Annotated in this window: 25 protein-coding genes; 8 read left to right on the forward strand and 17 right to left on the reverse strand. The window is 40.5% G+C overall.

Annotated elements, in window-relative coordinates:
- Window positions 1-27 precede the first annotated feature (27 nt).
- The 6 genes from AC1XUO_RS03915 to AC1XUO_RS03940 form a co-directional block, all read right to left on the reverse strand.
- Complete coding sequence (locus tag AC1XUO_RS03915; protein ID WP_235148466.1) at window positions 28-333, reverse strand: rhodanese-like domain-containing protein; 306 nt, start codon at window positions 331-333, stop codon at window positions 28-30.
- A 28-nt stretch (window positions 334-361) separates the two neighbouring features.
- A complete protein-coding gene (locus AC1XUO_RS03920; RefSeq protein ID WP_483328447.1) occupies window positions 362-2,233 on the reverse strand; it encodes a T9SS type A sorting domain-containing protein in 1,872 nt (623 codons plus the stop codon).
- Window positions 2,211-3,008: a PASTA domain-containing protein gene (locus tag AC1XUO_RS03925; RefSeq protein WP_235148464.1), complete on the reverse strand. Its 798-nt coding sequence runs from the start codon at window positions 3,006-3,008 to the stop codon at window positions 2,211-2,213. The genes AC1XUO_RS03920 and AC1XUO_RS03925 overlap by 23 nt, the downstream gene beginning before the upstream one ends.
- Before the next feature lie 69 nt (window positions 3,009-3,077).
- The gene (locus AC1XUO_RS03930; protein ID WP_483328448.1) at window positions 3,078-3,671 is read right to left on the reverse strand and encodes a riboflavin synthase; all 594 of its coding nucleotides are present in this window, start codon (window positions 3,669-3,671) and stop codon (window positions 3,078-3,080) included.
- A 368-nt stretch (window positions 3,672-4,039) separates the two neighbouring features.
- Complete coding sequence (locus AC1XUO_RS03935; protein ID WP_483328449.1) at window positions 4,040-4,396, reverse strand: hypothetical protein; 357 nt, start codon at window positions 4,394-4,396, stop codon at window positions 4,040-4,042.
- 699 nt (window positions 4,397-5,095) lie between these two features.
- Window positions 5,096-5,440, reverse strand: a complete 345-nt coding sequence (locus AC1XUO_RS03940; RefSeq protein ID WP_483328450.1) for a hypothetical protein — start codon at window positions 5,438-5,440, stop codon at window positions 5,096-5,098.
- 515 nt (window positions 5,441-5,955) lie between these two features.
- Between AC1XUO_RS03940 and hisB the strand changes: the two genes are divergently transcribed.
- The 4 genes from hisB (at window position 5,956) to AC1XUO_RS03960 (ending at window position 10,115) form a co-directional block, all read left to right on the forward strand.
- The gene (hisB, locus tag AC1XUO_RS03945) at window positions 5,956-7,080 is read left to right on the forward strand and encodes a bifunctional histidinol-phosphatase/imidazoleglycerol-phosphate dehydratase HisB (RefSeq protein ID WP_483328451.1); all 1,125 of its coding nucleotides are present in this window, start codon (window positions 5,956-5,958) and stop codon (window positions 7,078-7,080) included.
- A gap of 366 nt (window positions 7,081-7,446) precedes the next feature.
- Window positions 7,447-7,722 (forward strand): hypothetical protein, encoded by a 276-nt coding sequence (locus AC1XUO_RS03950; RefSeq protein WP_483328452.1) that lies wholly within the window; start codon window positions 7,447-7,449, stop codon window positions 7,720-7,722.
- Window positions 7,723-7,848: 126 nt separating this feature from the next.
- A complete protein-coding gene (gene can / locus AC1XUO_RS03955) occupies window positions 7,849-8,493 on the forward strand; it encodes a carbonate dehydratase (RefSeq protein ID WP_483328661.1) in 645 nt (214 codons plus the stop codon).
- A gap of 44 nt (window positions 8,494-8,537) precedes the next feature.
- Complete coding sequence (locus AC1XUO_RS03960) at window positions 8,538-10,115, forward strand: SulP family inorganic anion transporter (protein ID WP_483328453.1); 1,578 nt, start codon at window positions 8,538-8,540, stop codon at window positions 10,113-10,115.
- Between the two features lie 72 nt (window positions 10,116-10,187).
- On the opposite strand, the gene AC1XUO_RS03965 is transcribed toward AC1XUO_RS03960, so the two are convergent.
- The 10 genes from AC1XUO_RS03965 to AC1XUO_RS04010 all read right to left on the reverse strand — a co-directional run bounded on the left by AC1XUO_RS03965 (window position 10,188) and on the right by AC1XUO_RS04010 (window position 18,574).
- Window positions 10,188-10,667 carry a hypothetical protein gene (locus AC1XUO_RS03965; protein ID WP_483328454.1) on the reverse strand — a complete coding sequence of 160 codons (480 nt, stop codon included), beginning with the start codon at window positions 10,665-10,667 and terminating at the stop codon, window positions 10,188-10,190.
- A gap of 20 nt (window positions 10,668-10,687) precedes the next feature.
- On the reverse strand, window positions 10,688-11,128 hold the full coding sequence (locus AC1XUO_RS03970; protein ID WP_483328455.1) for a hypothetical protein: 441 nt from the start codon (window positions 11,126-11,128) through the stop codon (window positions 10,688-10,690).
- Between the two features lie 55 nt (window positions 11,129-11,183).
- On the reverse strand, window positions 11,184-11,726 hold the full coding sequence (locus AC1XUO_RS03975; protein ID WP_483328456.1) for an RNA polymerase sigma factor: 543 nt from the start codon (window positions 11,724-11,726) through the stop codon (window positions 11,184-11,186).
- Between the two features lie 236 nt (window positions 11,727-11,962).
- Window positions 11,963-12,919, reverse strand: a complete 957-nt coding sequence (locus AC1XUO_RS03980) for a transketolase family protein (protein WP_235148453.1) — start codon at window positions 12,917-12,919, stop codon at window positions 11,963-11,965.
- A gap of 19 nt (window positions 12,920-12,938) precedes the next feature.
- Window positions 12,939-13,496, reverse strand: a complete 558-nt coding sequence (locus AC1XUO_RS03985) for a hypothetical protein (protein WP_483328457.1) — start codon at window positions 13,494-13,496, stop codon at window positions 12,939-12,941.
- Complete coding sequence (locus tag AC1XUO_RS03990; RefSeq protein WP_483328458.1) at window positions 13,490-14,470, reverse strand: AAA family ATPase; 981 nt, start codon at window positions 14,468-14,470, stop codon at window positions 13,490-13,492. Before AC1XUO_RS03990 ends, AC1XUO_RS03985 begins: the two co-directional genes overlap by 7 nt.
- Before the next feature lie 65 nt (window positions 14,471-14,535).
- Window positions 14,536-15,393 (reverse strand): transketolase, encoded by an 858-nt coding sequence (locus AC1XUO_RS03995; RefSeq protein ID WP_483328459.1) that lies wholly within the window; start codon window positions 15,391-15,393, stop codon window positions 14,536-14,538.
- A gap of 126 nt (window positions 15,394-15,519) precedes the next feature.
- The gene (gene bcp, locus AC1XUO_RS04000) at window positions 15,520-15,978 is read right to left on the reverse strand and encodes a thioredoxin-dependent thiol peroxidase (protein WP_483328460.1); all 459 of its coding nucleotides are present in this window, start codon (window positions 15,976-15,978) and stop codon (window positions 15,520-15,522) included.
- Window positions 15,979-15,980: 2 nt separating this feature from the next.
- Window positions 15,981-17,933, reverse strand: coding sequence for a M23 family metallopeptidase (locus tag AC1XUO_RS04005; protein ID WP_483328461.1), 1,953 nt, complete (start codon window positions 17,931-17,933; stop codon window positions 15,981-15,983).
- A gap of 29 nt (window positions 17,934-17,962) precedes the next feature.
- A complete protein-coding gene (locus AC1XUO_RS04010) occupies window positions 17,963-18,574 on the reverse strand; it encodes a fumarylacetoacetate hydrolase family protein (protein ID WP_483328462.1) in 612 nt (203 codons plus the stop codon).
- Window positions 18,575-18,895: 321 nt separating this feature from the next.
- On the opposite strand from AC1XUO_RS04010, the gene AC1XUO_RS04015 reads away from it, so the two are divergent.
- The 3 genes from AC1XUO_RS04015 to AC1XUO_RS04025 all read left to right on the forward strand — a co-directional run bounded on the left by AC1XUO_RS04015 (window position 18,896) and on the right by AC1XUO_RS04025 (window position 22,512).
- The gene (locus AC1XUO_RS04015) at window positions 18,896-19,510 is read left to right on the forward strand and encodes a C40 family peptidase (protein ID WP_483328463.1); all 615 of its coding nucleotides are present in this window, start codon (window positions 18,896-18,898) and stop codon (window positions 19,508-19,510) included.
- A gap of 123 nt (window positions 19,511-19,633) precedes the next feature.
- A complete protein-coding gene (locus AC1XUO_RS04020; RefSeq protein ID WP_483328464.1) occupies window positions 19,634-20,857 on the forward strand; it encodes a hypothetical protein in 1,224 nt (407 codons plus the stop codon).
- Window positions 20,854-22,512, forward strand: coding sequence for a hypothetical protein (locus AC1XUO_RS04025; protein WP_483328465.1), 1,659 nt, complete (start codon window positions 20,854-20,856; stop codon window positions 22,510-22,512). The genes AC1XUO_RS04020 and AC1XUO_RS04025 overlap by 4 nt, the downstream gene beginning before the upstream one ends.
- Before the next feature lie 21 nt (window positions 22,513-22,533).
- On the opposite strand, the gene AC1XUO_RS04030 is transcribed toward AC1XUO_RS04025, so the two are convergent.
- Window positions 22,534-23,190, reverse strand: a complete 657-nt coding sequence (locus tag AC1XUO_RS04030; protein ID WP_483328466.1) for an HAD family hydrolase — start codon at window positions 23,188-23,190, stop codon at window positions 22,534-22,536.
- Between the two features lie 352 nt (window positions 23,191-23,542).
- On the opposite strand from AC1XUO_RS04030, the gene AC1XUO_RS04035 reads away from it, so the two are divergent.
- Complete coding sequence (locus tag AC1XUO_RS04035) at window positions 23,543-24,004, forward strand: hypothetical protein (protein WP_483328467.1); 462 nt, start codon at window positions 23,543-23,545, stop codon at window positions 24,002-24,004.
- The last annotated feature ends 3 nt before the right edge of the window (window positions 24,005-24,007 follow it).

The following is a 24,007-nucleotide window of genomic DNA, read 5'->3' on the forward strand; positions in this document are numbered from 1 at the left end:
AACCGGTTTTACCTAATTTCGATGATATTACGCCTCTTCTTCCAATTCTCTGTAAGCAAGAATTCCACCCAAGACGTTACGAACGTTTGTGAAACCTTGTGATTCCAGAAATTTTGCAGCCTTACCACTTCTGGCGCCTGAACGGCAATGGATGATTATTTCTGAATCTTTCAAGGGTTCAAGTTCCGCAACATGATCCGGCAATTCGGCCAAAGGAATCAGAATGGCACCAAGATTATCTTCTTCAAATTCATGTTCTTCACGGACGTCGTAAAAATTCAGTTCTTCACCTTTATCCAGACGTTCTTTTAATTCTTCTACTGTGATATCCATATTTTTTGCGTTATGATATTTCTTAAATCTATTTTACTATCAACATTTTTTGCACAAAAGATCGTTTCCCATCGGATGCTTTTAATAAATACATCCCATCTGACAGATCACTCACCGTCGCAGACATGGTTCCGCTTTCAGGATTTAAAACCCTGACCAAAGATCCGGTAATTGAAAAAATCTCTATTTTCTTTATCTGTTTGTTTTTCCAATTCAAGACACCTTTACTGGGATTTGGAAAAAAATAAGCGTCTTTTTCAAATTCTTCTGAGCCGGTTACTACCCCAACAGCTCTCCCACCCATATACGGGCGTAACATGATACTGCCCTTTAAACCGGTATCTTTTACCCATTCAGTACCTAAATTAAAAAACACGTCATTCGTTCCTAATAAAGAATTGCGGTCAAATCCTATACTCAAAGGTTCTTCATTAATCTGAAGCCATCCCACATAAAATGTATCGGCAACCGCAACCGGACTGTCAAATGCATATTGAATTAACCGATCACGGGTAGCACCATAACTTGCCGCCACAGCTTTTTGTACAATCAACTGATCAGGCTTTCCGTTTTTATTACTCCATACCTGCAGTGTAAATGACTGTCCCGAGATATCCTTATTAAATGGCACAATAGACATACGCACGCCGGCAAGAGTATCCGGTTGTGACAATGAAAATCTGACAACTGCACGCGCAAGCCGTTGATTAATCTGCACGCCATATTCTGCACTTCCATCATCATAAGCATAATAATCACTTAAATCTGCACGCGCACTTATCGTATCATTTCTTCGCAGGTTCACCGAAGGAATGGCTGGATTTTGATCGTCTGTGGTTATAAGATTGAATTTATATCGCAGCTTTAATTCCTTCACAGCGTTATCCCGGGCAATTTGATTAAGCGGAATCGACTTCATCTGCGTCTGGCTTCCACCTATAAACGTGGATGCTGAACCATTATAATTCTGTAACTGCTTACCCGTAAGTTCGTCACTCACCGTAAAAGTATATGTTGTAAAATTAAAATTGTTGAAGAGATTCAAAATATCAGTCCCTACAGAATCAGCCGTTGCCAGCCTTGGATTTACCCAATACTGCTTCAACGGCATTGAGGTATATTTTTTCAAAAAAGGCGTCAGCGGTTTCCGAACCGCGATATCTTTAATAAACCGGTCATTGATCGACCTGCCTTTATTCAAATACAAATAATCCAGATGCCAGGTGTCATAAAAACCGGAAAGCCTCCCATAAGCCCGAAAACGGAACTGGAAATCTGCATGCAGAAACGCTGTGTTATTGACCGCTATAAATTCCTGTTTGAATAAAGAATCATAAACCATGCCATTTTGCTGCCAAACAGAAATCCACTGTTTATTCTGGTTTAAAAATTCCAGCCGCAAAGTATCATTTTCGTCAGGAAATTCTCCCAGACCTTTCGCCAGCCAATAAAAACTCAAATAGACAGAATCGCCGGGTGCCAGTTCTGCCAGATTTATGGCGACGGAAGTTAAAGTATCGGTATTTCCCTGAGAAAGTTGGTTTGTATAATTGTAAGGAACACCGCCAGCGTTCAGTCCGTCGAAAGTCGCCATATTGACGGAAGGCTGTGTTGTCGCGAGCGTGTTGTTTATATAAACACCGCTTCCTTGCATCCAGAAAGCAGGATCCGGCTGAGAGGAAGCAGTTGTTGAAAAATCGTCAAAAAAGGGCAAATTGATAGCCTGCATCCTCCCTGATCTCTGCGATGCAGATTCTGCATGAGGACTCGCTCCGATCGGAACCAGTTTCAACTGGCCGTGCACATGGTTGTACTGAACCAAGGTCAGCATCAAAAATGTGATGAAAGAAAATTTAAAAGTCTTTGCGAATCGTGTTCTATAGTTGTGTGTCTTCTCCATTTGTGGCATTTGGTTCCGCCCCTGCCGGGATTACCCAGAGGTCAATTACATCGCCGATTCGAACTTTGCCGCCTCCCTCAGGATTTTGTTTTGCTACCGTGCCGGGAATCTGGCCTTCTTCCGCCGCTATTTCCATCACCTGGCCAACCTTCAATCCTGCGCCGACGATCTGGACTTTGGCCTCATCCAATGGCATTCCAATCACGGAAGGCAGTTCAAACTGAGCAGAGCCTAAACCTTCCCCCAATTCAAGATCAATTTTTGAACCTTTAGCGATTGGCTGGCCTGGCAAAATTTCTACTCCCTTATACATTTGTCTCAAAACCGCATTTTGCGCCATATCCGGCACATAAGAAATTGTTCCTTCTTCAAGACCTAAACTTTTCAGCTGCATTTGCGCACTTCTATGCGTCATGTCTGTCAGTTTTGGCATTTTAATTAGCGGAGCAGTCAATGCCACAACCGTAATATATATCTTTCTTCCTTCCTTAACTTTTGCCCCTGGTTTTGGATATTGTTGAATAACAGTCAAAGGCGGAATGTTGGCAACATAAGTGGAATCTACCTCATAACGAAGATCACGACTGTCAAGAAATTCCTCAATTTCGCTCAGATTTTTTTTACGCAGGTCCGGAACGGTGATTGCTTCCCCGTGATTTGTCGTGAATGGTAAATAAATAAAGAAAAAGCCTAGAAAAAATACCAGTATGAGTGATACTACAATGCCTATATGTATGAATAGATCCTTGCGGGATTGTGTGCTAATTTTTGCCATGGAAAAACATGATGCGGTAATTTTCTAAAAACGGTAAAAATAGAAGGAATATTTCAAGATGCAAATATCCTAGAGAGTATATGAACCAAGAATTCTTTTGATATATTTTCCAAGAATATCAAATTCAAGATTAACGGTGTCTCCTTCCTGCAACTGATGAAAATTGGTAAAAGAATAGGTATATGGAATAATGGCAACCCGAAATGAATTAGCCTCAGAATTAAAAACGGTCAGACTAACGCCATTGATACAGATTGATCCTTTTTCCACCGTCATATTGCCCAGCGAAGCATCGTATTCAAAATCAAAAAGCCAGCTTCCGTCACGCTCTTCAACACGCTTGCAAATGGCAGTCTGGTCCACATGACCCTGAACGATATGTCCGTCAAAACGACCGTTTGCCGACATACATCTTTCAAGATTTGCTTTGCTTCCTTCTTTTAACTGACCCAGATTCGTCTTATTTAAAGTCTCTTCGATCGCCGTCACCTGGTAAGTATCTTCTTTAATGGACACAACCGTTAGACAAACGCCATTATGGCTCAGGCTCTGATCGATTTTTAATTCAGGAGTCAAACTTGAACGTAAAGTGAAGGTTTTATTAGTGCCTTCCGTTTCAACTTTTAGAACCTCTCCTATGGTTTCAACAATTCCTGTAAACATGCTGCAAAAATGAATTAATTTACAACGTAAATGTACAACTTCTTTGGAGACCTTTTTGAGGTAGACTTGTTGATTGGTATTATTTAGTTGGTTTGAATCTTTTCGATTTGGTATTGTTTGGGTTTACATCAGCAAAGCTGCTCTGAAAGGTTAGAGGGAAAACGGAAAATAACAGTCGCTTCACCTGGTACAGGTATGCAACGGATCCGGAACAAATGAAAAAAATCCTGTGTCTCACTAACTCAGGACAGTTATCAAAATGATATTTAAATTTGTCAGATAACAAATTGATACACTCTTTGAGCTCTTTTAGGCAGTCAAATTTCAGCCGGCGCAGGTCTCGGGAAACGGATGTTCGGATACAATAGCTATTTAATCAGATAGGATCCATTTGCTGACATTGAAACGATTTCTCCATTTTGATAAACCTTTGAAATAGTCGCCCAACCGTTACATTTTGCATCATTGATATAAGTTTCCATCCTCATCTGAGCCAAGACTCGGCCGTTTAATTCAAAGGAAAATTCTGGATCTTTGGCCTTACGGGATTCTTCAATTAACATGTTCGAGAAAAATACATCGCCCATTATACTTAGATCATCTACATATTTCTTTTGGTTGTTTTCTTGATAGGACACCTTTATCCGTGCAGCAGTATCCAAATCAGCAGGGTAGATAAGCGTTCCATCCATTATTTGAATACCAATCTCTGAAGGCGGAGCCATGCAATCCACATTGTTACCACAACTTTCTAATAAAAAAGTTGTTAGAAACAGGAAACAAAATAATAAGATACAGGGGAGTACTGATAGTTTCATAATATATAGATGAGTTTATTTTTAGACACATAATTCACTCACTACGTTGCATTCCTTTCGGAGACAGGAGTAAAAAGTTTAATTTTTTAATGCAGCTGTATCCGCAAAACAAAATGCCAAAGTACGTTCTGCTGGCACTCTTCAAAGAACTTTCGCAAAACGCCCTATACCCTCGTGTTCTGCATTTTCTCAGTTAACGTTGATTTACTCCCGCAAAATTCAGTCCTTAATTTATCCTGAATAACAACACTTTCAAATGGTATATGTAAAAAAGTGTTACGAGTTTTGCGTTGTAAATGTATGTGTGGTACTGATGAAATACTTTTAAATCCAAGCAAGCTGAAATGTGATTTACAAAATCACCCATATATGATTAAAAAACAAAGGAAAAAATAACCGCTTTCGCTAATTTCGGAAAGGAACATAACTGGAAAGGTAATCCGGTGTTTCAATAATTCGAAACAGCATGACGAAATAATATCTAGTCTTGCGAGATAACAATTGATACACTTTTTTGCCGCTTTAGCCAGTCAAATCCCAGCCGGTGCTGGTCTCAGGAGTTGGACGTGTTGTAAAATGGTAACGGGATTAAAAAATGGATCGTTATTATCTGAGCTTTGCGGAAGTGACTATAAAAGGTAAAGGTGTTAAATTCATTGTTTCCAGTTCCTTAGAAGTCAAAAAATAGCCTGTCACGTAAACGGCTAAACTATCTTGCATAAATTGTTTGGGAAGATTGCACCCGCCCCAGGCAACTCCATTAGGTGCTATCAGTTGGCTACCGACAGCTAATCCGCCGCTAAGTTGGACTGTTACTGGCGCATCAACTACATATTCGTCCCGTGTAAAAACTTCAGACCCATAACAATTTAATGCCTCTGAACTAATTTTGTCTTCCTTGCAATTTAGTATACTCAACATGCATACACCAGCCAATACAAAGCGTTTCATAAGTCGGTTTGGTTTAGATGATTCATCAAAGTATCAAATTAAGACTATACCTTTTACAGGACTCATTTAAAGGCGGTTTCGTTGGAATATTGTCATCTTTCGTAATGTAGCTACCCTGGTGCAGCCGCTGCTACGGAACATCATGGGAGAAGTGCGCTGAGCTTGTACAAAACCAAGAACTTTCGCAGAACAGCCTCCAAGACTTATTAGATGTTTCGTCGGTTAACATAAAAATCGTTTCGGAAACACCCTTGCAAAAATCTCATTTTTTTCTTCTTTAATGGCTATGGTTATGACGCGGGTTGCCTGTTCTATTATTTGAATTAAGGTTGTAGTCTTCCTGCATCAATAATTAAACTTTCTACGACAGTCAGCACCGCTTTTTGAAGCAGCTGCCGTCTTGTCTCTTTTAATTTAACCACTAGTTTACGACCTTCGTGACTTATAACAGGCAGCAGCCTTTTTCCTTTACCCCAATTTGTATCAAATCGTTTGAGCCTTAGTATCCTATTTTAATGAAAAAAGTATTATTTATTGATCGCGACGGAACGATTATCGTCGAGCCACCAACAGATTTCCAGGTTGATTCTCTTGAAAAACTGGAATTTTTACCCAAAGCCATTTCCAATCTCCGAAAAATAGCAGAAGAGACGGATTATGAACTGGTTATGGTTACCAACCAGGATGGACTTGGAACAAGTTCTTTTCCTGAAGATACCTTTTGGCCGGCGCAAAATAAAATGCTTCAAACGTTAAAAGGAGAAAACATCGAGTTTACAGCAGTACATGTTGACAGAAGTTTTCCGGAAGACAACCTGCCTACGAGAAAACCCGGAATTGGTATGCTGTCTTCTTATTTCTCGGAAGAATATGATCTGGCGAATAGTTATGTGATCGGAGATCGGCTTACGGATGTTCAACTGGCCGTAAATCTAGGTTCGAAAGCGATATTTATTGGTTCGGAACTTGCAAAAGATGGTGTATCGCAAGAAATGAAATCAGCAGTTTCGTTTGTTTCGACGGATTGGGACGCGATTTATGAACACCTGAAATTGCCGGCGAGAACGGCTTCTGTACAAAGAAATACGAAAGAAACGCAGATTAGTATTGAACTGAACCTTGACGGAAGCGGAAGATCTGAGATCCATACAGGACTTGGATTTTTCGACCACATGCTTGACCAATTGGCAAGACATTCGGGTGCGGATCTGAACATTCATGTGGAAGGCGATCTGCATATTGATGAACATCATACGATTGAAGATACGGCACTGGCTTTGGGTGAAGCTTACAGAATTGCCATCGGAGACAAACGTGGTATCAGTCGTTACGGATTTTTATTGCCAATGGATGAAGCTTTGGCACAGGTTGCCATTGATTTCTCCGGTCGTCCGTGGATAGTTTGGGATGCGGAATTCAAAAGAGAAAAAATCGGTGAAATGCCGACAGAAATGTTCTTCCACTTTTTCAAATCTTTTTCCGACACTTCGTTATCAAACCTGAATATCAAAGTTGAAGGCCAAAATGAGCATCATAAGATCGAATCCATCTTTAAAGGTTTCGCCAAAGCGATAAAAATGGCCGTTCGCCGTGACCTGAAAGCGTTGGATTTTATGCCTTCTACCAAAGGCGTTTTATAATTTTTTACGCACCGAGGTCAGGCATTTGCTTTTTTTCTTTAATTTTGTTCATATTCAATTATGCTTAATCAGATATTATTATGTTCATGACGATTATAATGATAGTTTTTTATGTGGTTCTGTTGGGTTCAGCCTTTTTGGTTGGCCGCTGGTTAGAGAATCACGAAAAAAGCTACAAGCCTTGATATAAAGGGAGTTATTTAACTCCCTTTTTTATTTACAAAATTTAATCCGTTCTTGTAAAAAATATCAATTCTATTCATTTAGTATACCAATAAAGCCGTCCGAACGTTTTAGAGGTAACCTCTGTTTCTATCGTTAATCATAATTATTTCGAAAACCTTGTTTAAAACACTTTGTCTGATATTGCTCACGACCTTCCTCATCTGTAAAGCCACAGATGTCGCAAGTCTTCTGTTGGCAAAAGATAAGGCACAAGTTGTTTGTGATTCCGGCACTTGTGATAACGAAAACACCGAAGAAGCCGAAAAAATGATAGATGATCAGTTATTTCCTGATAATCATTTTTCTTTACATCATACTACGGTCGCAGTCATCCTTAACACTGCTTTTTCGTATACCGTCGGTTTCGAAAATGAGATTTATAGAAATCTCCTGTCTCCCCCACCCGAATTAGTCTAAGTTTCTTATCGATTAAATGCGCTGACATTGTTTAATGTCAGTAAGGTTTGTGCCTGTTCCTTCGGATCGGCATCGGTCTACTTTTCAGCTATATGCTGTATTTTTTCAACGATAATTAATCAGACAATCATGAATTCATATAATCAGCTTTTCGACAACAACAAAAAATGGGTGGAGCAAACAAAAAAACGTAGCCCTGAATTCTTTAGCAGCCTGGCTGCCGGCCAGTCACCGCAGTTCCTATGGATTGGTTGTTCCGACAGCCGTGTTCCGGCAAACGAAATAACAGGAACATTCCCGGGAGATATATTTGTACACAGAAATATCGCAAATATGGTCATTCACACGGACATAAGCATGCTGAGTGTTCTGGATTATGCTGTGAATGTTTTAAATGTGAAACACATTATTGTTTGTGGTCATTACGGTTGCGGAGGCGTAAATGCAGCTATGGGACATAAACAAGTTGGTTTGATTGACAATTGGCTGCGTCATATCAAAGACGTATATCGTCTTCATAAAAATGAATTGAATGCTATTGATGATATGGATAAAAGAAGTGATCGATTGGTTGAATTAAACGTTCAGGAGCAGGTTTATGGCTTAACCAAAACCTCAATCGTTCAGAATGCCTGGGCTAACGGAAAATCGCTTCAGGTGCATGGAATTGTATACAGTGTAAGAGATGGCATCCTGACAGACCTTGGGCTGACAATCGAGAATAATGAAGACATCGAAGATGTTTATCGGATGGAAACTGCTGTTATATAATTAAAGCTTTAAAATAACCGTTTTTTATTCATCGAATAATCCCTATGTCAGCTAATAAGAATAATCTGTTTTCAAACCTCAAATACGATTTCCCGGCAGGATTGGTCGTTTATCTGGTAGCTTTGCCGCTTTGTCTTGGTGTTGCGCTGGCATCCACCGGACGACCAGATCTATTATTTTCCGGGATTATCTCCGGGGTGATTGGTGGCATCGTCATCGGACTTTTGAGTGGTTCCGCGCTGGGAGTTTCAGGCCCTGCTGCAGGGCTTGTGGTGATCGTATTGACTGCAATTGAAACACTTGGCAGTTTTGAAGCCTTTCTACTTGCTGTTGTCATAGCCGGTGCCATACAACTTCTGGCTGGATTTTTAAACGCGGGAATCATTGGTTATTATTTCCCTTCCTCAGTCATTAAAGGAATGCTGGCTGCGATCGGTATCACACTGATATTAAAGGAAATACCACATGCGTTTGGTTACGACGCAGACTTTATGGGCGACGAAGCTTTTAGCCAAAAGGACGGACAAAATACCTTCACGGAAGTGTATAATGCTATCCGTTACAGCAGTACGGGTGCCATCATTATTTCAGTCATATCACTCGGACTTCTCATCCTGTTTGACAAACCTTTCGTGAAAAGAATTGAGCTTTTCAAGTTTCTACCCGGTGCTCTTTTTGTGGTTATGATTGGCATTGCTTTAAATGTGTTGTTCATTAATTTTTTCCCTTCGATTGCATTGAGTGGCGAGCATCTGGTCCAGCTTCCGGTAGCATCAAGTGCTTCGGAATTTATTAGTTTTTTCAAACACCCGGATTTTAGTGCCTTCACAAACGTCAATGTTTATACAGTGGCATTTACGCTGGCAATTGTCGCTAGTCTTGAAACTTTGCTTTCAGTGGAGGCAACTGATAAGCTTGATCCATATAAAAGGAATACGCCTACAAACCGAGAATTGAAAGCGCAGGGAATCGGAAATATGGTTTCAGGTCTTTTGGGCGGCTTGCCGATAACTCAGGTAATTGTTCGAAGTTCCGCAAATATTGAATCAGGGGCCAGGACAAAAATGGGAACAGTAACACATGGTTCCATTTTACTTCTTTCCGCCATTTTTATACCCACTTATTTAAATTATATACCCCTTGCTTCCCTGGCAGCGATCCTATTGGTTGTAGGTTATAAATTGTCGAAATTGCAGCTTTACAGGGGAATGTATAGTTTAGGCAAAGAGCAGTTCATTCCATTTATCGTAACGATCATTGCCATTCTAAGTACTGACCTGTTAAAAGGAATTGCTGTTGGTATGGTCATTGCGATATACTTTATTTTGAGAAAGAACTACAAACATTCCTATCATTATAAGAAGGAAGAATACAAAGATGGCGACGTCATCACGCTTGTTTTGTCAGAGGAGGTAACGTTTCTAAACAAAGGGAGTATAGGACATACGCTGGACAATCTTCCTGAAAATTCTAAGGTGATTATTGATGGATCCAAATCGATGAATATCGACTATGATGTCTTGGAAATTATTCAGGAATTCAGGAAACACGCAGCTCCTGCGAAAAACATAACAGTGGAAACAAGAGGTATTGAGTCGGTATCGTCAGTTGGCGGGCACTAAATTCGCGACTTCATAAAAAAATAATCCCCGCAAAAGAGTCGTCGATTGCGGGGATTATTTTTTTATGACGTTTTATTCGTTTGGCTTTTGCTCTTTCCTTTGTTTCAAACGCTGGATAAGCATATCGTTAAAAGTTCGTTCTGCTTTATACAACTCAATAACCTGGCTCGCGGAAATAACTTTCAGGAACCTGTTCTGATATTCTTTTTCAAGATCAAGCTCTTTCTGTTTCAAATCTTGTACCTCCTTCAAATTGTTCAGTACCTGATCATCCGTTTTACCCTCAGCTTTCTTATCATTGATAATCTTCCGTTGAGCGCGGTGAATATCTTTTCGTTTGTGCGAATATTCATTGTAGACCGGCCAGAAGCCAGTCGCTTGTTCAGGCGATAAATTAAGTCTGTTGGTTATAATCGCAATTTTAGCATCCTGGATTTTTTGCATTTCTTCTCCCGACGGACGTTGCGCCCAAGCCGAAGCTGTTGAAAAAAGAATACACAGCAACATCAAACTAAATATCTTAACGTTAGTCTTTTTTTGTAATGGGTTCATTTTTGTTAGGTCATTAAATGTCAAATTTGTTCGGAGTCGGACCCTGATTCCAGGATTTGCTCACGGATAAGATCCTCATCCAGTCCATCCAGATAATACATAACGGTCGAATCTGTATCGAACGCTTTCTGCACCACCTGATGTTCACTTAAATCATAATAGCTGATATCCTGGTCTTCCAGATACGTTACAATCGAGGCATCACTGATCGAACTTAGTGGCCCCTGCCCCAAAGATCCCTGGCGTTCAGGATAAGTCACCCACACCATCACCAGTAAAAAACTCATTGCAGCGACTAACCCAGCTGACCTCCGCCAGCTCCATTGAATAAATGGCTCGCGGACAACCTCATTAGGAATTCTTGACTGAATGATTTGGGGTAAATTTTCAAAATAGCCATCTGGTACTACAAAAGGCGTTTCCTTTTTTAGATCATCTAACCGTATGTGCTTTTTGTCCATGACTTCACGTGTTTCTTTGTCTTACTAATCTTTGACTTAATGACTTACAAATGGTTTAATCTGTTTCGTTTAAATGGTCTTCTATTTTTTTCACAGCCCAATGATACGAAGCTTTCAACGCTCCTACCGATGTGCCCGTGATCTCGGATATCTCTTCATAAGGCAACTCTTCGTAGTATTTTAAATTAAATACAAGCCGCTGTTTTTCAGGTAATTTCAGTAAAGCTTTTTGTAATTTAAGCTGAATTACATCTCCACTAATCAATGGATCAGCTTCAAGTTTTTCACTAAGCTCATTTTCTACATCATGAATCGGGACAAAAAAGCGTTTCCGTTTTTTATTTAAAAAATTGATCGATTCGTTACTTGCAATGCGGTAAAGCCAGGTATAAAACTTGGAATCACCTCTGAAATTTTCAAGCGCTGTCCATGCTTTAATGAAAACATCCTGTGTGATATCATTAGCATCGTCATGGTCAACTACCATTTTACGAACCAGCCAATAGACCTTTTGCTGATACTTGCGCACCAGTTGGTTGAAAGCGTTTCTCCGCGTTTCGGGATTTTGAAATAATGCTAATAATTCTTCGTCAGACATTTATACTCAGTCCTAGTCTGATTGTTTGATAAAAGGTTACATCTTAAACGATCTTTACCTTTTCTAAATACAATGGTGGTTCTTGATTCCTTATAAAAATCAATAATAGTTTATTTTTTTGTCCAGGGCAAATAAAATTCGAGTCTTGTACATAAGCAGGATGTTATCTTACCTATATACAAGACTCAAAGGTATTCCGGTTCCAACGGCTATTTTAATTTGCCAGGAAATTCTTATTACTTTTTCTTCGCAATTGCACGTTTTGCAGCTGCAACAATATCAGCAGCAGTCAAACCGTATTTTTCCATCAATTGGGCTGGTGTTCCACTTTCTCCGAAACTGTCATCAACAGCAACATATTCCTGAGGAACCAGGTCATTTTTAACGATCACCTGTGCAATACTGTCACCCAATCCACCGATACGGTTGTGCTCCTCAGCTGAAACAGCGCAACGCGTTTTTGCAATTGATTTCAGAATTGCTTCTTCGTCAAGTGGTTTGATCGTGTGGATATTGATAATTTCAGCACTGATCCCTTCTGCTTCCAGTTGCTCACCAGCCTGGATCGCTTCCCAAACCATGTGGCCTGTTGCGAAGATACTTACATCCGTTCCTTCACTTACCATCCAAGCTTTACCAATTTCAAAAACCTGATCTGCAGCAGTAAAAATTGGAATAACCGGACGACCAAAACGCAAATAAACCGGTCCTTCGTAATCAGCAATTGCGATTGTAGCAGCTTTTGTCTGGTTGTAATCACAAGGATTGATCACGGTCATACCAGGAAGCATTTTCATCATTCCGATATCTTCAAGAATCTGGTGGGTTGCACCATCTTCTCCCAAAGTAAGACCTGCATGTGAAGCACAGATTTTTACATTTTTACCTGAATAAGCAACGCTTTGACGGATCTGGTCATAGACACGGCCCGTAGCGAAGTTAGCAAAAGTGGTTGCAAAAGGAATTTTACCACCGATAGTCAAACCAGCAGAAACACTGATCATGTTTGCCTCAGAAATACCGCATTGAACAAATCTCTCAGGATTTTCTTTGATGAAAGGTTCAAGTTTCAAAGAGCCAACAAGGTCAGCACAAAGTGCTACAACGTTTGGGTTCTTCTGACCAAGTTCATGCATCCCGGCGCCAAAGCCCGAACGGGTATCTTTTTTTTCGGTGAAGGTGTATTTTTTCATATTTGTATCAATGTAATGTCTAATTAATTTTTGCTATTTGTTCTAATTTACTCAGGAAATAAGTGGCACTTGGACAGTTTGGGTGTTTGGCTGCGTTTTGGATAGAGAAACCATTATTTCTCATTTTCATGGCTAGCCGTGGTTTACTACCACCGAAACCTCTACCATTATTGAGTTGTATGATTTTACCTACAGCATCATCATTTTCTGGATAATCAATTTTAACACTTCTCCCTATCAGCTTACTTACTGCAACATTGTCAGCAAGATACCAATTTTCAAATTCTTTAACAGAAACTACAATATGCTGATTTTCTCCGACTACTATTTTATTCTTGGTTTCGGTAATACAAGCATCCTCATCTAAATCAACCATTATTAAAATCTGGTCAACATCCAAATCTTGAAGAATAGAAATATGTGATTCAAATCTATCTTCCCAATATTGATTTTTGCTCTTAACAATTCTGATCTCGACCAAATCAATATCATTTTCTTGTAACCAGTTTTGGAATAAATCAGACTTTAAAATATAAGTCTCACTTTCTCCTTCACATAAAATGCCTAGTCTTACCATGGAACTCCTCCTCCAAGAGCACCAGATATCCATGCTTCGTCCATTGGCAAACCATGAAGGTTCATTTTCTGAATTTGTTTGATTTTCGTTTCTCCATTTACCTTATCAACCAAAATAATTTCATCCGGCGTCAATGCTTCAACCAAGGATTGAGAGTGCGTATTTAACCAAATGTAATGTCCCTTTTCCTCACAAGCATTTCTGAATAATGTTACAAGTTCTTTTATCACAAAAGGATTAAGGCCATTTTCAGGTTCTTCGATGCAAAGGAATTGCGGCTCGTCAGATTGATAAACCGCGGTTAAAAGACATAGAATATTGTAGGTTCCGTCGGAAATTAGGTCCTTATTGAATGGCTTTTCAATATGCTTTTCGTAAACTAATAGCGTATCGGATCCAGACAAAGTACTTGAGAGGACTTCTACATTTTCAAAGCTTGGAATAAATAATTGCAACCACTCTAAAATTTCCTCACGAATATTGTCGTCACCAAGAAGACGTTTCAAAACTTTTTCAAGATTTGAACCGTCTAATAATAAGCTTTTGTCATCTTTAAATAACAGTTTCAATTCTTTTCTGTTTCCAACAAATATTCTCGTAAATGCAGTTATCCAAAAATTAGAGAAATTTCCCTCGGCACCATTAAACTTATCATCAGCTTCCCACTTTTTTCCCACTGTAAAAGGATCTCCAAAATCATAGGTAGAAACAAAAGGACTTTGAGAATCAAAAGTTAATCTAATCTCTATTTTTGTTTCCGAATTCCGTTTCGGCAATAAATCATCTTTACTTCCAAATATTCTATGAAACTGACCAGGAATTGAAATATATGCAGTAGCAAACTCCAAAGCCTCAAAAATATTCGACTTCCCAACCCCATTCGCGCCGACAAAAACCGTAAACGGATTTGGCTCGACGATTTCTAGATCGACCAGGGATTTGAAATTCTTTATGTGAAGCTTTTTTATTTTCACTTTATCTGGTAAGAAATTTATCTGGCTGCCAGCAGATTGCCGACAGCCGAAAACTGACTGCTAAATCAATAATCCCCCATCGACTCTTCCAACTGCGCCAATGCTGCTGCCAATTGTTCGTCGTTTGGCGCAACACCGTGCCATTTGTGGCTTCCCATCATGAAGTCAACTCCATAACCCATTCCGGTACGAAGAAGGATCATGATTGGCTTTGCATGTCCGGCTTTGCTTTTCGCTTCGTAAAGTGCTTTTACCACAGAAGCCATATCGTTTCCTTCTTCCACTTCCATTACTTCCCAACCGAATGCTTCGTATTTGGCACCAAGATCACGGTTGTCCATCACTTTCGCTGTCGGACCGTCAATCTGCTGACCGTTCAAATCTATTACGGCAATAAGGTTGTCAACTTTGTGGTGAGGCGCAAACATAGCCGCTTCCCAAACCTGACCTTCCTGCTGCTCGCCATCGCCCATAAGGACATAAACAAGACTGTCGTCTTTGTTCAATTTTTTAGAAAGTGCCGCCCCGATTGCCACAGACATTCCTTGTCCAAGTGAACCTGACGCGATACGAATACCTTCCAGGTGTTCATGTGGTGTCGGGTGTCCCTGAAGTCTGGAATTCAGCTTGCGGAATGTTGCCAGTTCCGGAACCGGGAAATAACCCTTACGAGCCAAAACGCTGTACAACACCGGAGAGATGTGACCATTCGAAAGGAAGAAAAGGTCTTCTCCATTTCCATCCATGTCAAAAACGGGCTTGCCGTCTTCTTCTTTCAGTTTCATGCGTTCGAAATACAACGCAACTAATAAATCTGTACAGCCCAAAGATCCTCCCGGGTGTCCTGACTGGCAGCCATGTACCATGCGAACGATATCCCTGCGAACTTGTGCTGCAACTTTTTCTAATTGTTCAATTTCCATTTCTCGATTATTATTTTTTTTGGAGCGTAATACAGCTGGATTAAACTTCCGCCATCTCATTCATGATAAGCATCATATAAGCAGATGCGAATTACGTATTAAAAACTATTAATTGCTGACTTTTAATTAGTCATTTTTACTCAAAATTTGATCAGTATGATTCTTCGTATCCACTTTCTGGATAATCTCAGAAATAATGCCGTTCTCGTCTATGACGAAAGTTGTACGTGCAGTCCCCATATACGTTTTGCCATACATGCTTTTTTCAACCCAAACGCCATAAGACTCCACAATCGCGTGATCTGTGTCAGCCAGCAGCGGAAAAGGAAGTTCGTACTTTTTTATAAATTTCTGATGCGATTTTTCTCCATCCACACTGACGCCCAAAACCACATAACCTTTGTTCAAAAGTGAGTCATAATTATCACGAAGGTTACAAGCCTGAGCCGTACACCCTGGGGTATCGTCTTTTGGATAAAAATAAAGAATTACTTTTTTGCCTTTGAAATCGGAAAGTTTTACGTCGTTTCCGCTCTGGTCTTTGGCCAAAATTTCCGGAGCTGGATCACCTGTCTGAAGTGCCATAATTATTTTCGTTTTCGTTTTGTAGGTGCGATCACCGGTTCAACTATATCAGTTTGCAAGATAGTACTATTTCCGGCTCCATCTGTCACTTCGAGTGTTAGTTCTCCTTCAAAAAGTTGCGTATTGTCAAGTTTTTCCGACCAGATAACACCCGTCTTTGCTTCATAATTCATTAAAATCCATTCATCGTTGACCAACGCTCTAAAACGGTCAATTCCGGACATTCCGTCGGCAATGTAAGCACGGATCCTGTTTTTGCTATGCTCAATGAGTCTGACTCTTGGAGGAATAGTATCTTTCTGAATTACGAAAGTGCCAAGCTCTTTTGTTTTAAACGATATTTCATCCCCATTCCACTCGCCGCCAATAAAACGGTAACTGTAACCTGTATATCTGTAGATATTACTTCGATCCTTGTTGGTTGGGATTTCTTCCGGCTTGAAATTGATTGATACATAATCGCGAAGTGGTGTTCCTTTATCATTGATTGTCAGAGCATTGTAATTTTGCTGACCGGTTATGTATAATGTATCAAACAGGCTTGTCTCCTGAAAATCAACAGACCAACGGTCGGATTTGTAACTTGCAATTCTTCCGGGTGATATTTTTGCCCGCAAATAAGTCCTTGCCATCGTATTACCAATTTGCACAGAATCCGGCATATACTCTCTTAAATCAGCGAGAAAAACCGCCGACTCATTTTCATATAAATCCGGTGTCTTTTTGACCTGCCTTCCGTCCACATAAAATGTCGCCAGCGGAAGCGAACTTCTGTAATATTTAGCTCTGACTTTCAAAGTATTCCCGCTGATTTCAGTCTGAATCCACTCGGGGTTAAGTTCAGTATCATAAACAGGCAAAGGCTGACTTTCCGTTTCGCCTTTGATATTAAACATCAAAACGGACGAATTTTCATAGGAATCAAAAACCTTAATTTTCACTTTATGAACGAGCGTGTCGGCTATGAAAAGCTTGCCTTTGTAAGCACCCGTCTTGTAAAGATCAAAGACATTTCCGTCGGGAACATAACATTTCAAATAACGCTGACCGGTTTCCTGTTCCGTATCATAATCAATGAGATTGTTATAGTCGCGCGTGGCAGCATTTGGAAAAATTTCCATGTTGTAAGCGAACACCTCATTATCATCAACCTTAATTTCAATACACTGCAAGCCATACCGAAAGCCAGTTCCCGTCATCATGTCATGTGCCATCAATTCCAGACCTATCATTCCTGATGCGGTGATCGTTGCAGGAATAATAAAAGTACCGTCTTTCTGGCGAACAGGATTATAAGCCTGTCTGTCAAATTTGCCATTTACCCGGCCATTGATATCCAGCGGACGGATTGCCAGGCTAACAAACTTGGGCGGTGTAACATCCTTGATTTCACTGAAACCAAAAAATAAAGGATTCAGATAATTATCCCTGGAATCACGGATTTCAAAATGCAAATGTGGCCCGGCAGAGCCTCCGGTATTTCCTGAAAGTGCGATCAACTCTCCTTTTCGGAAAGCATATTTTCCTGGTGCTGGAAAAAGATCAATTTCAAAAGTTTGTTTTTTGTATTGCTCATTCCGTACATACGCAGCCAGCGAATCGCTGAACTTCTGCAAATGTCCATATACTGTCGTCTGACCGTTTGGATGCCGCAGATAAATGACGTTTCCATATCCAGACCGCTGCACAGCGACTTTGAAAACATAACCTTCCGCCGCTGCATATACCGGCAACCCCTCCACCTGTTGTGTCCGGATATCTACACCTGCATGGAAATGATTGGTACGTAAATCGCCCAGGCCACCTGCCAGCGAATTAGACAAACCCGGCCGGATTGGAAACTGATAATACCCCTTTGGATAAGATTGCTTCTGAGCATTTCCCGAAGAAAAAATGCCAACAAACAACAGGAATAAAAAACCGGAACGTTTGATCGCCAGATGATTATAAAACATGAAAATGATTCAGATAAATTAACTTTTCCTTACTTCACGCCCAACTCCAAAAGTTTTTTACCTTCTATGCAAGCCGTCAGACGGTCCCCAATTTGGACCGGACCAACGCCTTTTGGGGTACCCGTAAATATCAAATCTCCCTTTTTCAGCATAAAGTATTTTGAAACGAACGAAATGAGGTAGTTGATTCGGTACAACATCATCGAAGAATTCCCGCTCTGACGTGTTTCACCATTTACTTCAAGGCTGAAATTGATATTCTGGATATCGTCAAATGATGAGATCGGAACAAATTCAGAAACCGGAGCAGAGCCGTTAAATGCCTTTGCAAGTTCCCAGGGCAACCCTTTGCTTTTCAGTTCAAACTGTAAATCACGCGCGGTAAAATCAATACCAACGCCGATTTCGTCATAATATTTATGTGCAAAACGTTCTTCAATATTTTTGCCTACCCGGTTTATTTTTACCACAAGCTCAACTTCGTGATGAATATCTTTTGAAAAATCAGGGTAAAAAAACGGTTCTCCTGCACGAATTTGGGCCGTTTCAGGTTTTAGGAAAATAACCGGAGCGTCTGGGCGCTCGTTATTAAGCTCTTCAATATGTTCCGTATAATTACGGCCAACACAAATAATTTTCATCAAAAATGATTTGAGATTATAAATAATGGTATCAGAACTTATTCAATAAATAATTCTGGTCAACGACAAAACTACTTACAAAGCGCACAGTCACATAATATTTCCGCCATTTTTTAATATTGTTGAAAAAGTGTAAAATTTGAAGGTCAACCGGTTAGATAATTCTTACCACCTTTTCCTGAATCTATCCTACAATTTTTATCGGAAGTAGCGTTATTTGTATAGATTAAGTCATAACCCAATATAACCTTTTTTAAATAATTCGTCCTGACAGCAAAAATTCTGGCTTTGCCGTTTAGTTTAATCAATAAAAAGTAATTCATGAAGAAGCAGATTCCCATTTCTTTCATTACCGCGATTTGCATTTTCGTCTTATTTTCCTGCGATACCTTACGTAAAAGCCCCGCTCCGACGGCTCAAAAAAGAAAACCACCGACAACAGCGAACAGAAGACCAGCCACTCCAGCAGGCAGACGCCCGTCTTCAACAACACGAACGGCCCCCGCAAAGCCCACATATACGCGTCCGACCGGGAACTTTTCAAAGGAAATTCCGCAAGTCGTTAAAGTTGCCAGAACATACTCCGGCACGCCTTACCGATCTGGTGGCAACGATAAAAATGGTATCGATTGTTCAGGGCTGATCTGTTCTGTTTATTCAGAGATTGGTGTAAAAGTACCTCGAATTTCCTGGCAGCAATCTGAGTTCGGAACGGAGGTGGGAAGTATTGAAGAGATCAAGGCAGGCGACTGGCTGTTTTTCGTTCCTGAGGCAGGCAAAGAAGGATATGTGTCCCATGCAGGAATTGTTACTGATGTACGCAACCCTGGCGAGATTTTTTTCATCCATGCATCGACCTCCCGCGGTGTCAGGGAAGATAATTTATTTTCTACCTATTTTAAAGGAAGGTTTGTCAAAGCAATGCGGCCTTTTTGAAATAAACATAAGAAATTAAATTAAGTAGTAGTACCTTAACTATATCTTTTAAGTACATCAGTGACAGTTGCTTAAAAACTTATTTTCAAATACCGGAAACCCTTCAACCTCCAATACTTATTAATGGAAACAACGATCAATCCACCAGCTGAGCCGCCAGGCCGGGTGGTAGCCCTGCATCCTGGAAGCTCAGAAATTCCACCGTATATTTTTGCAACGGTTTTTTCGTCGTTCTGTGTCATTACAGGATTGATCTGGGACATCTGCTGGCACCTGAGTATCGGACGCGACGGATTGCTTTCTCCTCCCCATTTAATTATTTATTTAGGTGCGGTGGTATCAGGATTATTTTCAGGATACGAAATTTTAAGGATTACCTTTTTTGGAAAACCTATCGAGAAAGCCAAAAGCGTCAAAGTCTGGGGATTCTTTTCCAGTGCTCTTGGTTCATTATTCTGTGTATGGGGCGCGCTTGCGATGTTGACATCCGCTCCGTTTGATGACTGGTGGCACAATACCTACGGTCTCGATGTCACGATTCTTTCACCACCACATACCGTTCTGGCACTCGGAATTATCAGCGTTCAATTTGGCGCGATGATCAGTGTCATTTCTCTGAAAAATCAGACTAAACTTTTTTTCAGCGATAACCCGGCCAGAAAAAAAGTCAGAAATAAAATTCTTTTCTGGTTGTTCTCACTCTCTGCCGGCTTTTTGCTGACAATGTGGTATACCCTGCTTTCCGAAGAAATGGGCCATAGGGATATGCATAAGTCAGATTTTTACATTGTCGCCTGTATTGTTTTTCCCATTTTTCTTATGGCTTTTGGGAAAGCTGTGAAGAACAGGTGGACAATTACAGCTGTTACCGGAATATATACTTTGTTAATGCTGCTGACACTATGGATCATACCGCTTTTCCCCGCAGAGCCAAAACTTGGTCCGGTCATCAACCATATTGATCATTATCAGGGATTTAAGTTTCCTCTACTGCTGCTAATTCCAGCGATTTTTACCGATATTCTAAGGAATAAATTCGCGTATCTGAACGACTGGATTTTAACCCCGATTCTAGCAACAGCTTTTCTTCTGACCTTTTTTGTCGTACAGTGGCCCTTTGGAACATTCCTGGTGGAATCTCCTTATGCAAGAAACTGGGTTTTCGGCAGTCACTACTGGTATTTTGGAAGCAACCCGGATTGGGAATTTCGCTATAAATTTCCGCCCTGGGGCCTCGAATCAACGGCTGAACTTGTAAAAGGTCTGGCCATTGCCTGGGTATGCTGCCTGGTGTCAACACGAATTGGCTTGAAATGGGGAAACTGGATGAACAAAATTCAACGATGAAAAAAATATTATACCTTCTCGTACTCACGCTGGTATCAATTCAGGTCTCATTTGCGCATGTAGGCAGTTCTGGCGTGCTGATGCAGGGCCAGGCGGGTCCCTACAAAGTGTTAATCGACGTGAAACCGCCAGATGTTATTCCCGGAACAGCAAAAATTACCGTTTTTGTAGAAACAGGAACTGCTGAAAAAATATTGGTTCGCCCAATTTATTTTCGCTCAGGAGACCAGGGCGCACCTTCTGCGGATGAAATTCTTTCAGTGCCAAATCAGCAGGGCCAATTTCAGGGAGATGTCTGGTTAATGCAAAGTGGTTCGTCGAGCGTGCAGATCAAGATTGCCGGAAAAGAGGGCGAAGGCGAGTTTATTGTCCCCATCGTTGCCGTATCAACCGCACAACGGGAAATGCCAAAGGGTTTGGGCATCGGACTTTCAATTCTTGGACTTCTTCTGTTTTTGTTGATGATCACAGCAATTGGCGCTAGCGTGAGCGATGGTCTCTTACGTCCCGGAGAAGTTTTATCATCAAAACAAAAACAAAAAAGGTGGATCAACATGGGGATTGCCACCGTTGTTTGTGCGCTGATTCTTTATGGCGGAAGCAGTTGGTGGAATAGCTGGGCGGAAGACTACAAGGAGTTTATGTACAAACCTTTGCAGGGCAATTCGAACATAAAAGAAGAGGATAACCAGCGACTATTCACATTTAAAATCGATACGAGTGACTGGGCTAAAAGAAACAGGGGATCGATGTTAAACACGCTTATCCCCGACCATGGGAAACTGATGCACGTTTTCCTGATTCGTACGCCCGAAATGGACGCCTTCGCTCATATCCACCCTGAACGCGCTGACAGCACTACTTTCAAAGCATATCTGCCGAATTTACCGAAAGGCAAATACCTGGTTTACGCCGATATTGTTCAATATTCTGGTTTTGCTGAAACGATTGTTGATACCGTTGATATTCCCGAATCCACGGAAAATACAGCCAGCCTGAAAAAGACCGCAGAAGAGGATACTTATGTCGTGACAGAGCCGATCAACGCACCGGGGCAGATTCCCATGGACGACAATGTTGTCATTTGTGGAAAACCGGGTACGAAAACTGTTTTTAAAGATAGCTCTTATGCAATCTGGGAAGGCAAACCGAATCGTCCGCTGGAAGCTGGAAAACCTTATTCATTGAATTTCGAAGTCTTCAACCCGGATGGCACACCAACTTTCCCGGAACCATATCTGGGTATGATGGGACATGTGGCCGTTTTCCGTTCCGATGGTTCTGTTTACATCCATTTACACCCAACAGGAACATTTGCGATGGCAGCGGAACAGACCATGAAAAACAGATTAAGTGATACGACAAAACTCGTCGGCAGACCATCTTCTGTTGTATTTAAAGACAGCATTGACCGTTATTTGGCTAAACTCAAAGTGATGTCTACCATTGAAAGGGAAGAAACTTTGATGGCTGAAATGGGTATGTATAAACAGGACGGCGGATCGATGAACGGTATGGAACATGGGAATAGAATTTCTTTCCCATATTCGTTCCCAAAAAAAGGACGCTATCGAATTTTTCTGCAAGTAAAAAGAAACGGTCAGGTTTTAACCGGTGCATTTGACGCACAGGTAACAGACCCTACGACTTTGTAAAAGGTCCGATAAAATATTATCTTAAAACAACTCGGCAATTTTCTCAAACGAAAGTTCAGAATAATCCTTGATATAAAAACTGCATGGAGGCAATTCATCTTTGGTATGTGAGGTGAGTACACCCACTACCTTCATTCCTGCATTTAAACCGGCAGAAATTCCTGAAAAAGAATCTTCAAAAACCACACATTGATCAGGAGATATAGCCAGATTTTTTGCAGAAGTAAGATACACTTCCGGATCAGGCTTGTGTTTTGTTACATGTTCACTTGCCATAATGGAACCCATTTTATCGCGCAGTGGCACTTTACTTAAAATCAAGTCGAGGTTGGCTAAAGGTGCAGAGGTCGCGACACCAAGTTTTACACTATTTGCATAGAGCTCATCTATAAACTGGACAATACCTTTTATTGGGTCAATATGCGGTTCGTAAATTTTCCGGAACAAACTTTCCTTTTCATCTTCCAACAAACTTAGCTCAATCCCTTCAATTTTTCTTTGGAGAAAATGGCTCAGGATATAACTGTTGCTTTTTCCAAACATGTGCTGGGCAAACTCCTCGTCCGTCGGAGCGAGATTCCTGCTTGAAAAAAATTCACGAAAAGCCAGGGAATGGTATGGATTGGTATGAACGATGACACCGTCCATATCAAAGATGACTGCAATTTCTTTTTTCATGCCATAAAGTTAATGATCAACAAATTAAAAAGCGCAATACCAGTTAATTCCTGATCTGAAATACAAAGTAATTGACTTCCTCAAAAAATTATTCGTAGAAATACTTGTAAAAAAAATTCGCTGTTTAAATCAAAACTGGGCCCATATCACAATTTTAATTTGAAAAATGATATAATCAATAGTGATTTATCAGAGATACTTTTTAATTTAGCATTGGTATATTTGTAATATTTGATAATTATTTCTGCAATAATTGTAACGTTATTCATCCAAATAAAGGATTGATCTTCTTTATTTTAATTTTCAGATTAACACCTTACCCCTATCCCTATCCGCAAAAAATCAGCGTTATATGAACGAACTCGAACGTTTAAATGACAACTCCGGGCACCAGTCTGTTGCCAAACAATCAGGGCCGATGACGTCGCTGGAAGTTTATGACAAATATGGTGCTATGGCATACGGAATTATCTTGCAAATTATCCCTCAGCCAAATTTGGCTCAGGAAGTTTTGGTCAATGTTTTTTCCTCCCCCCTTTTACAGTCGTGCAATAGTTATCCATTTACATTCGCTGCCTGTGTCATCAAATTGGCCCGGTCAAAAGCGATAGAGGCAAAGAGAAAATTAATGACGATTGGCTCCTTTAATGCGGATGGAAGTCTGAAAGAGCAGAAAGTAACTCCTGAGTTAATTTTTGACCTTGCTTTTCGTCAGGGATTTTCTCCGGAAGAAGTTGCTGAAAAGTTAAACATCTCAAAGACAGAGGTGCTAAAAGCTTTTCATGAATTTTTCAAATCCTTTCCTCACGCTTAATTT

This window comes from Dyadobacter sp. HNCC25DJ186 (assembly GCF_056895235.1).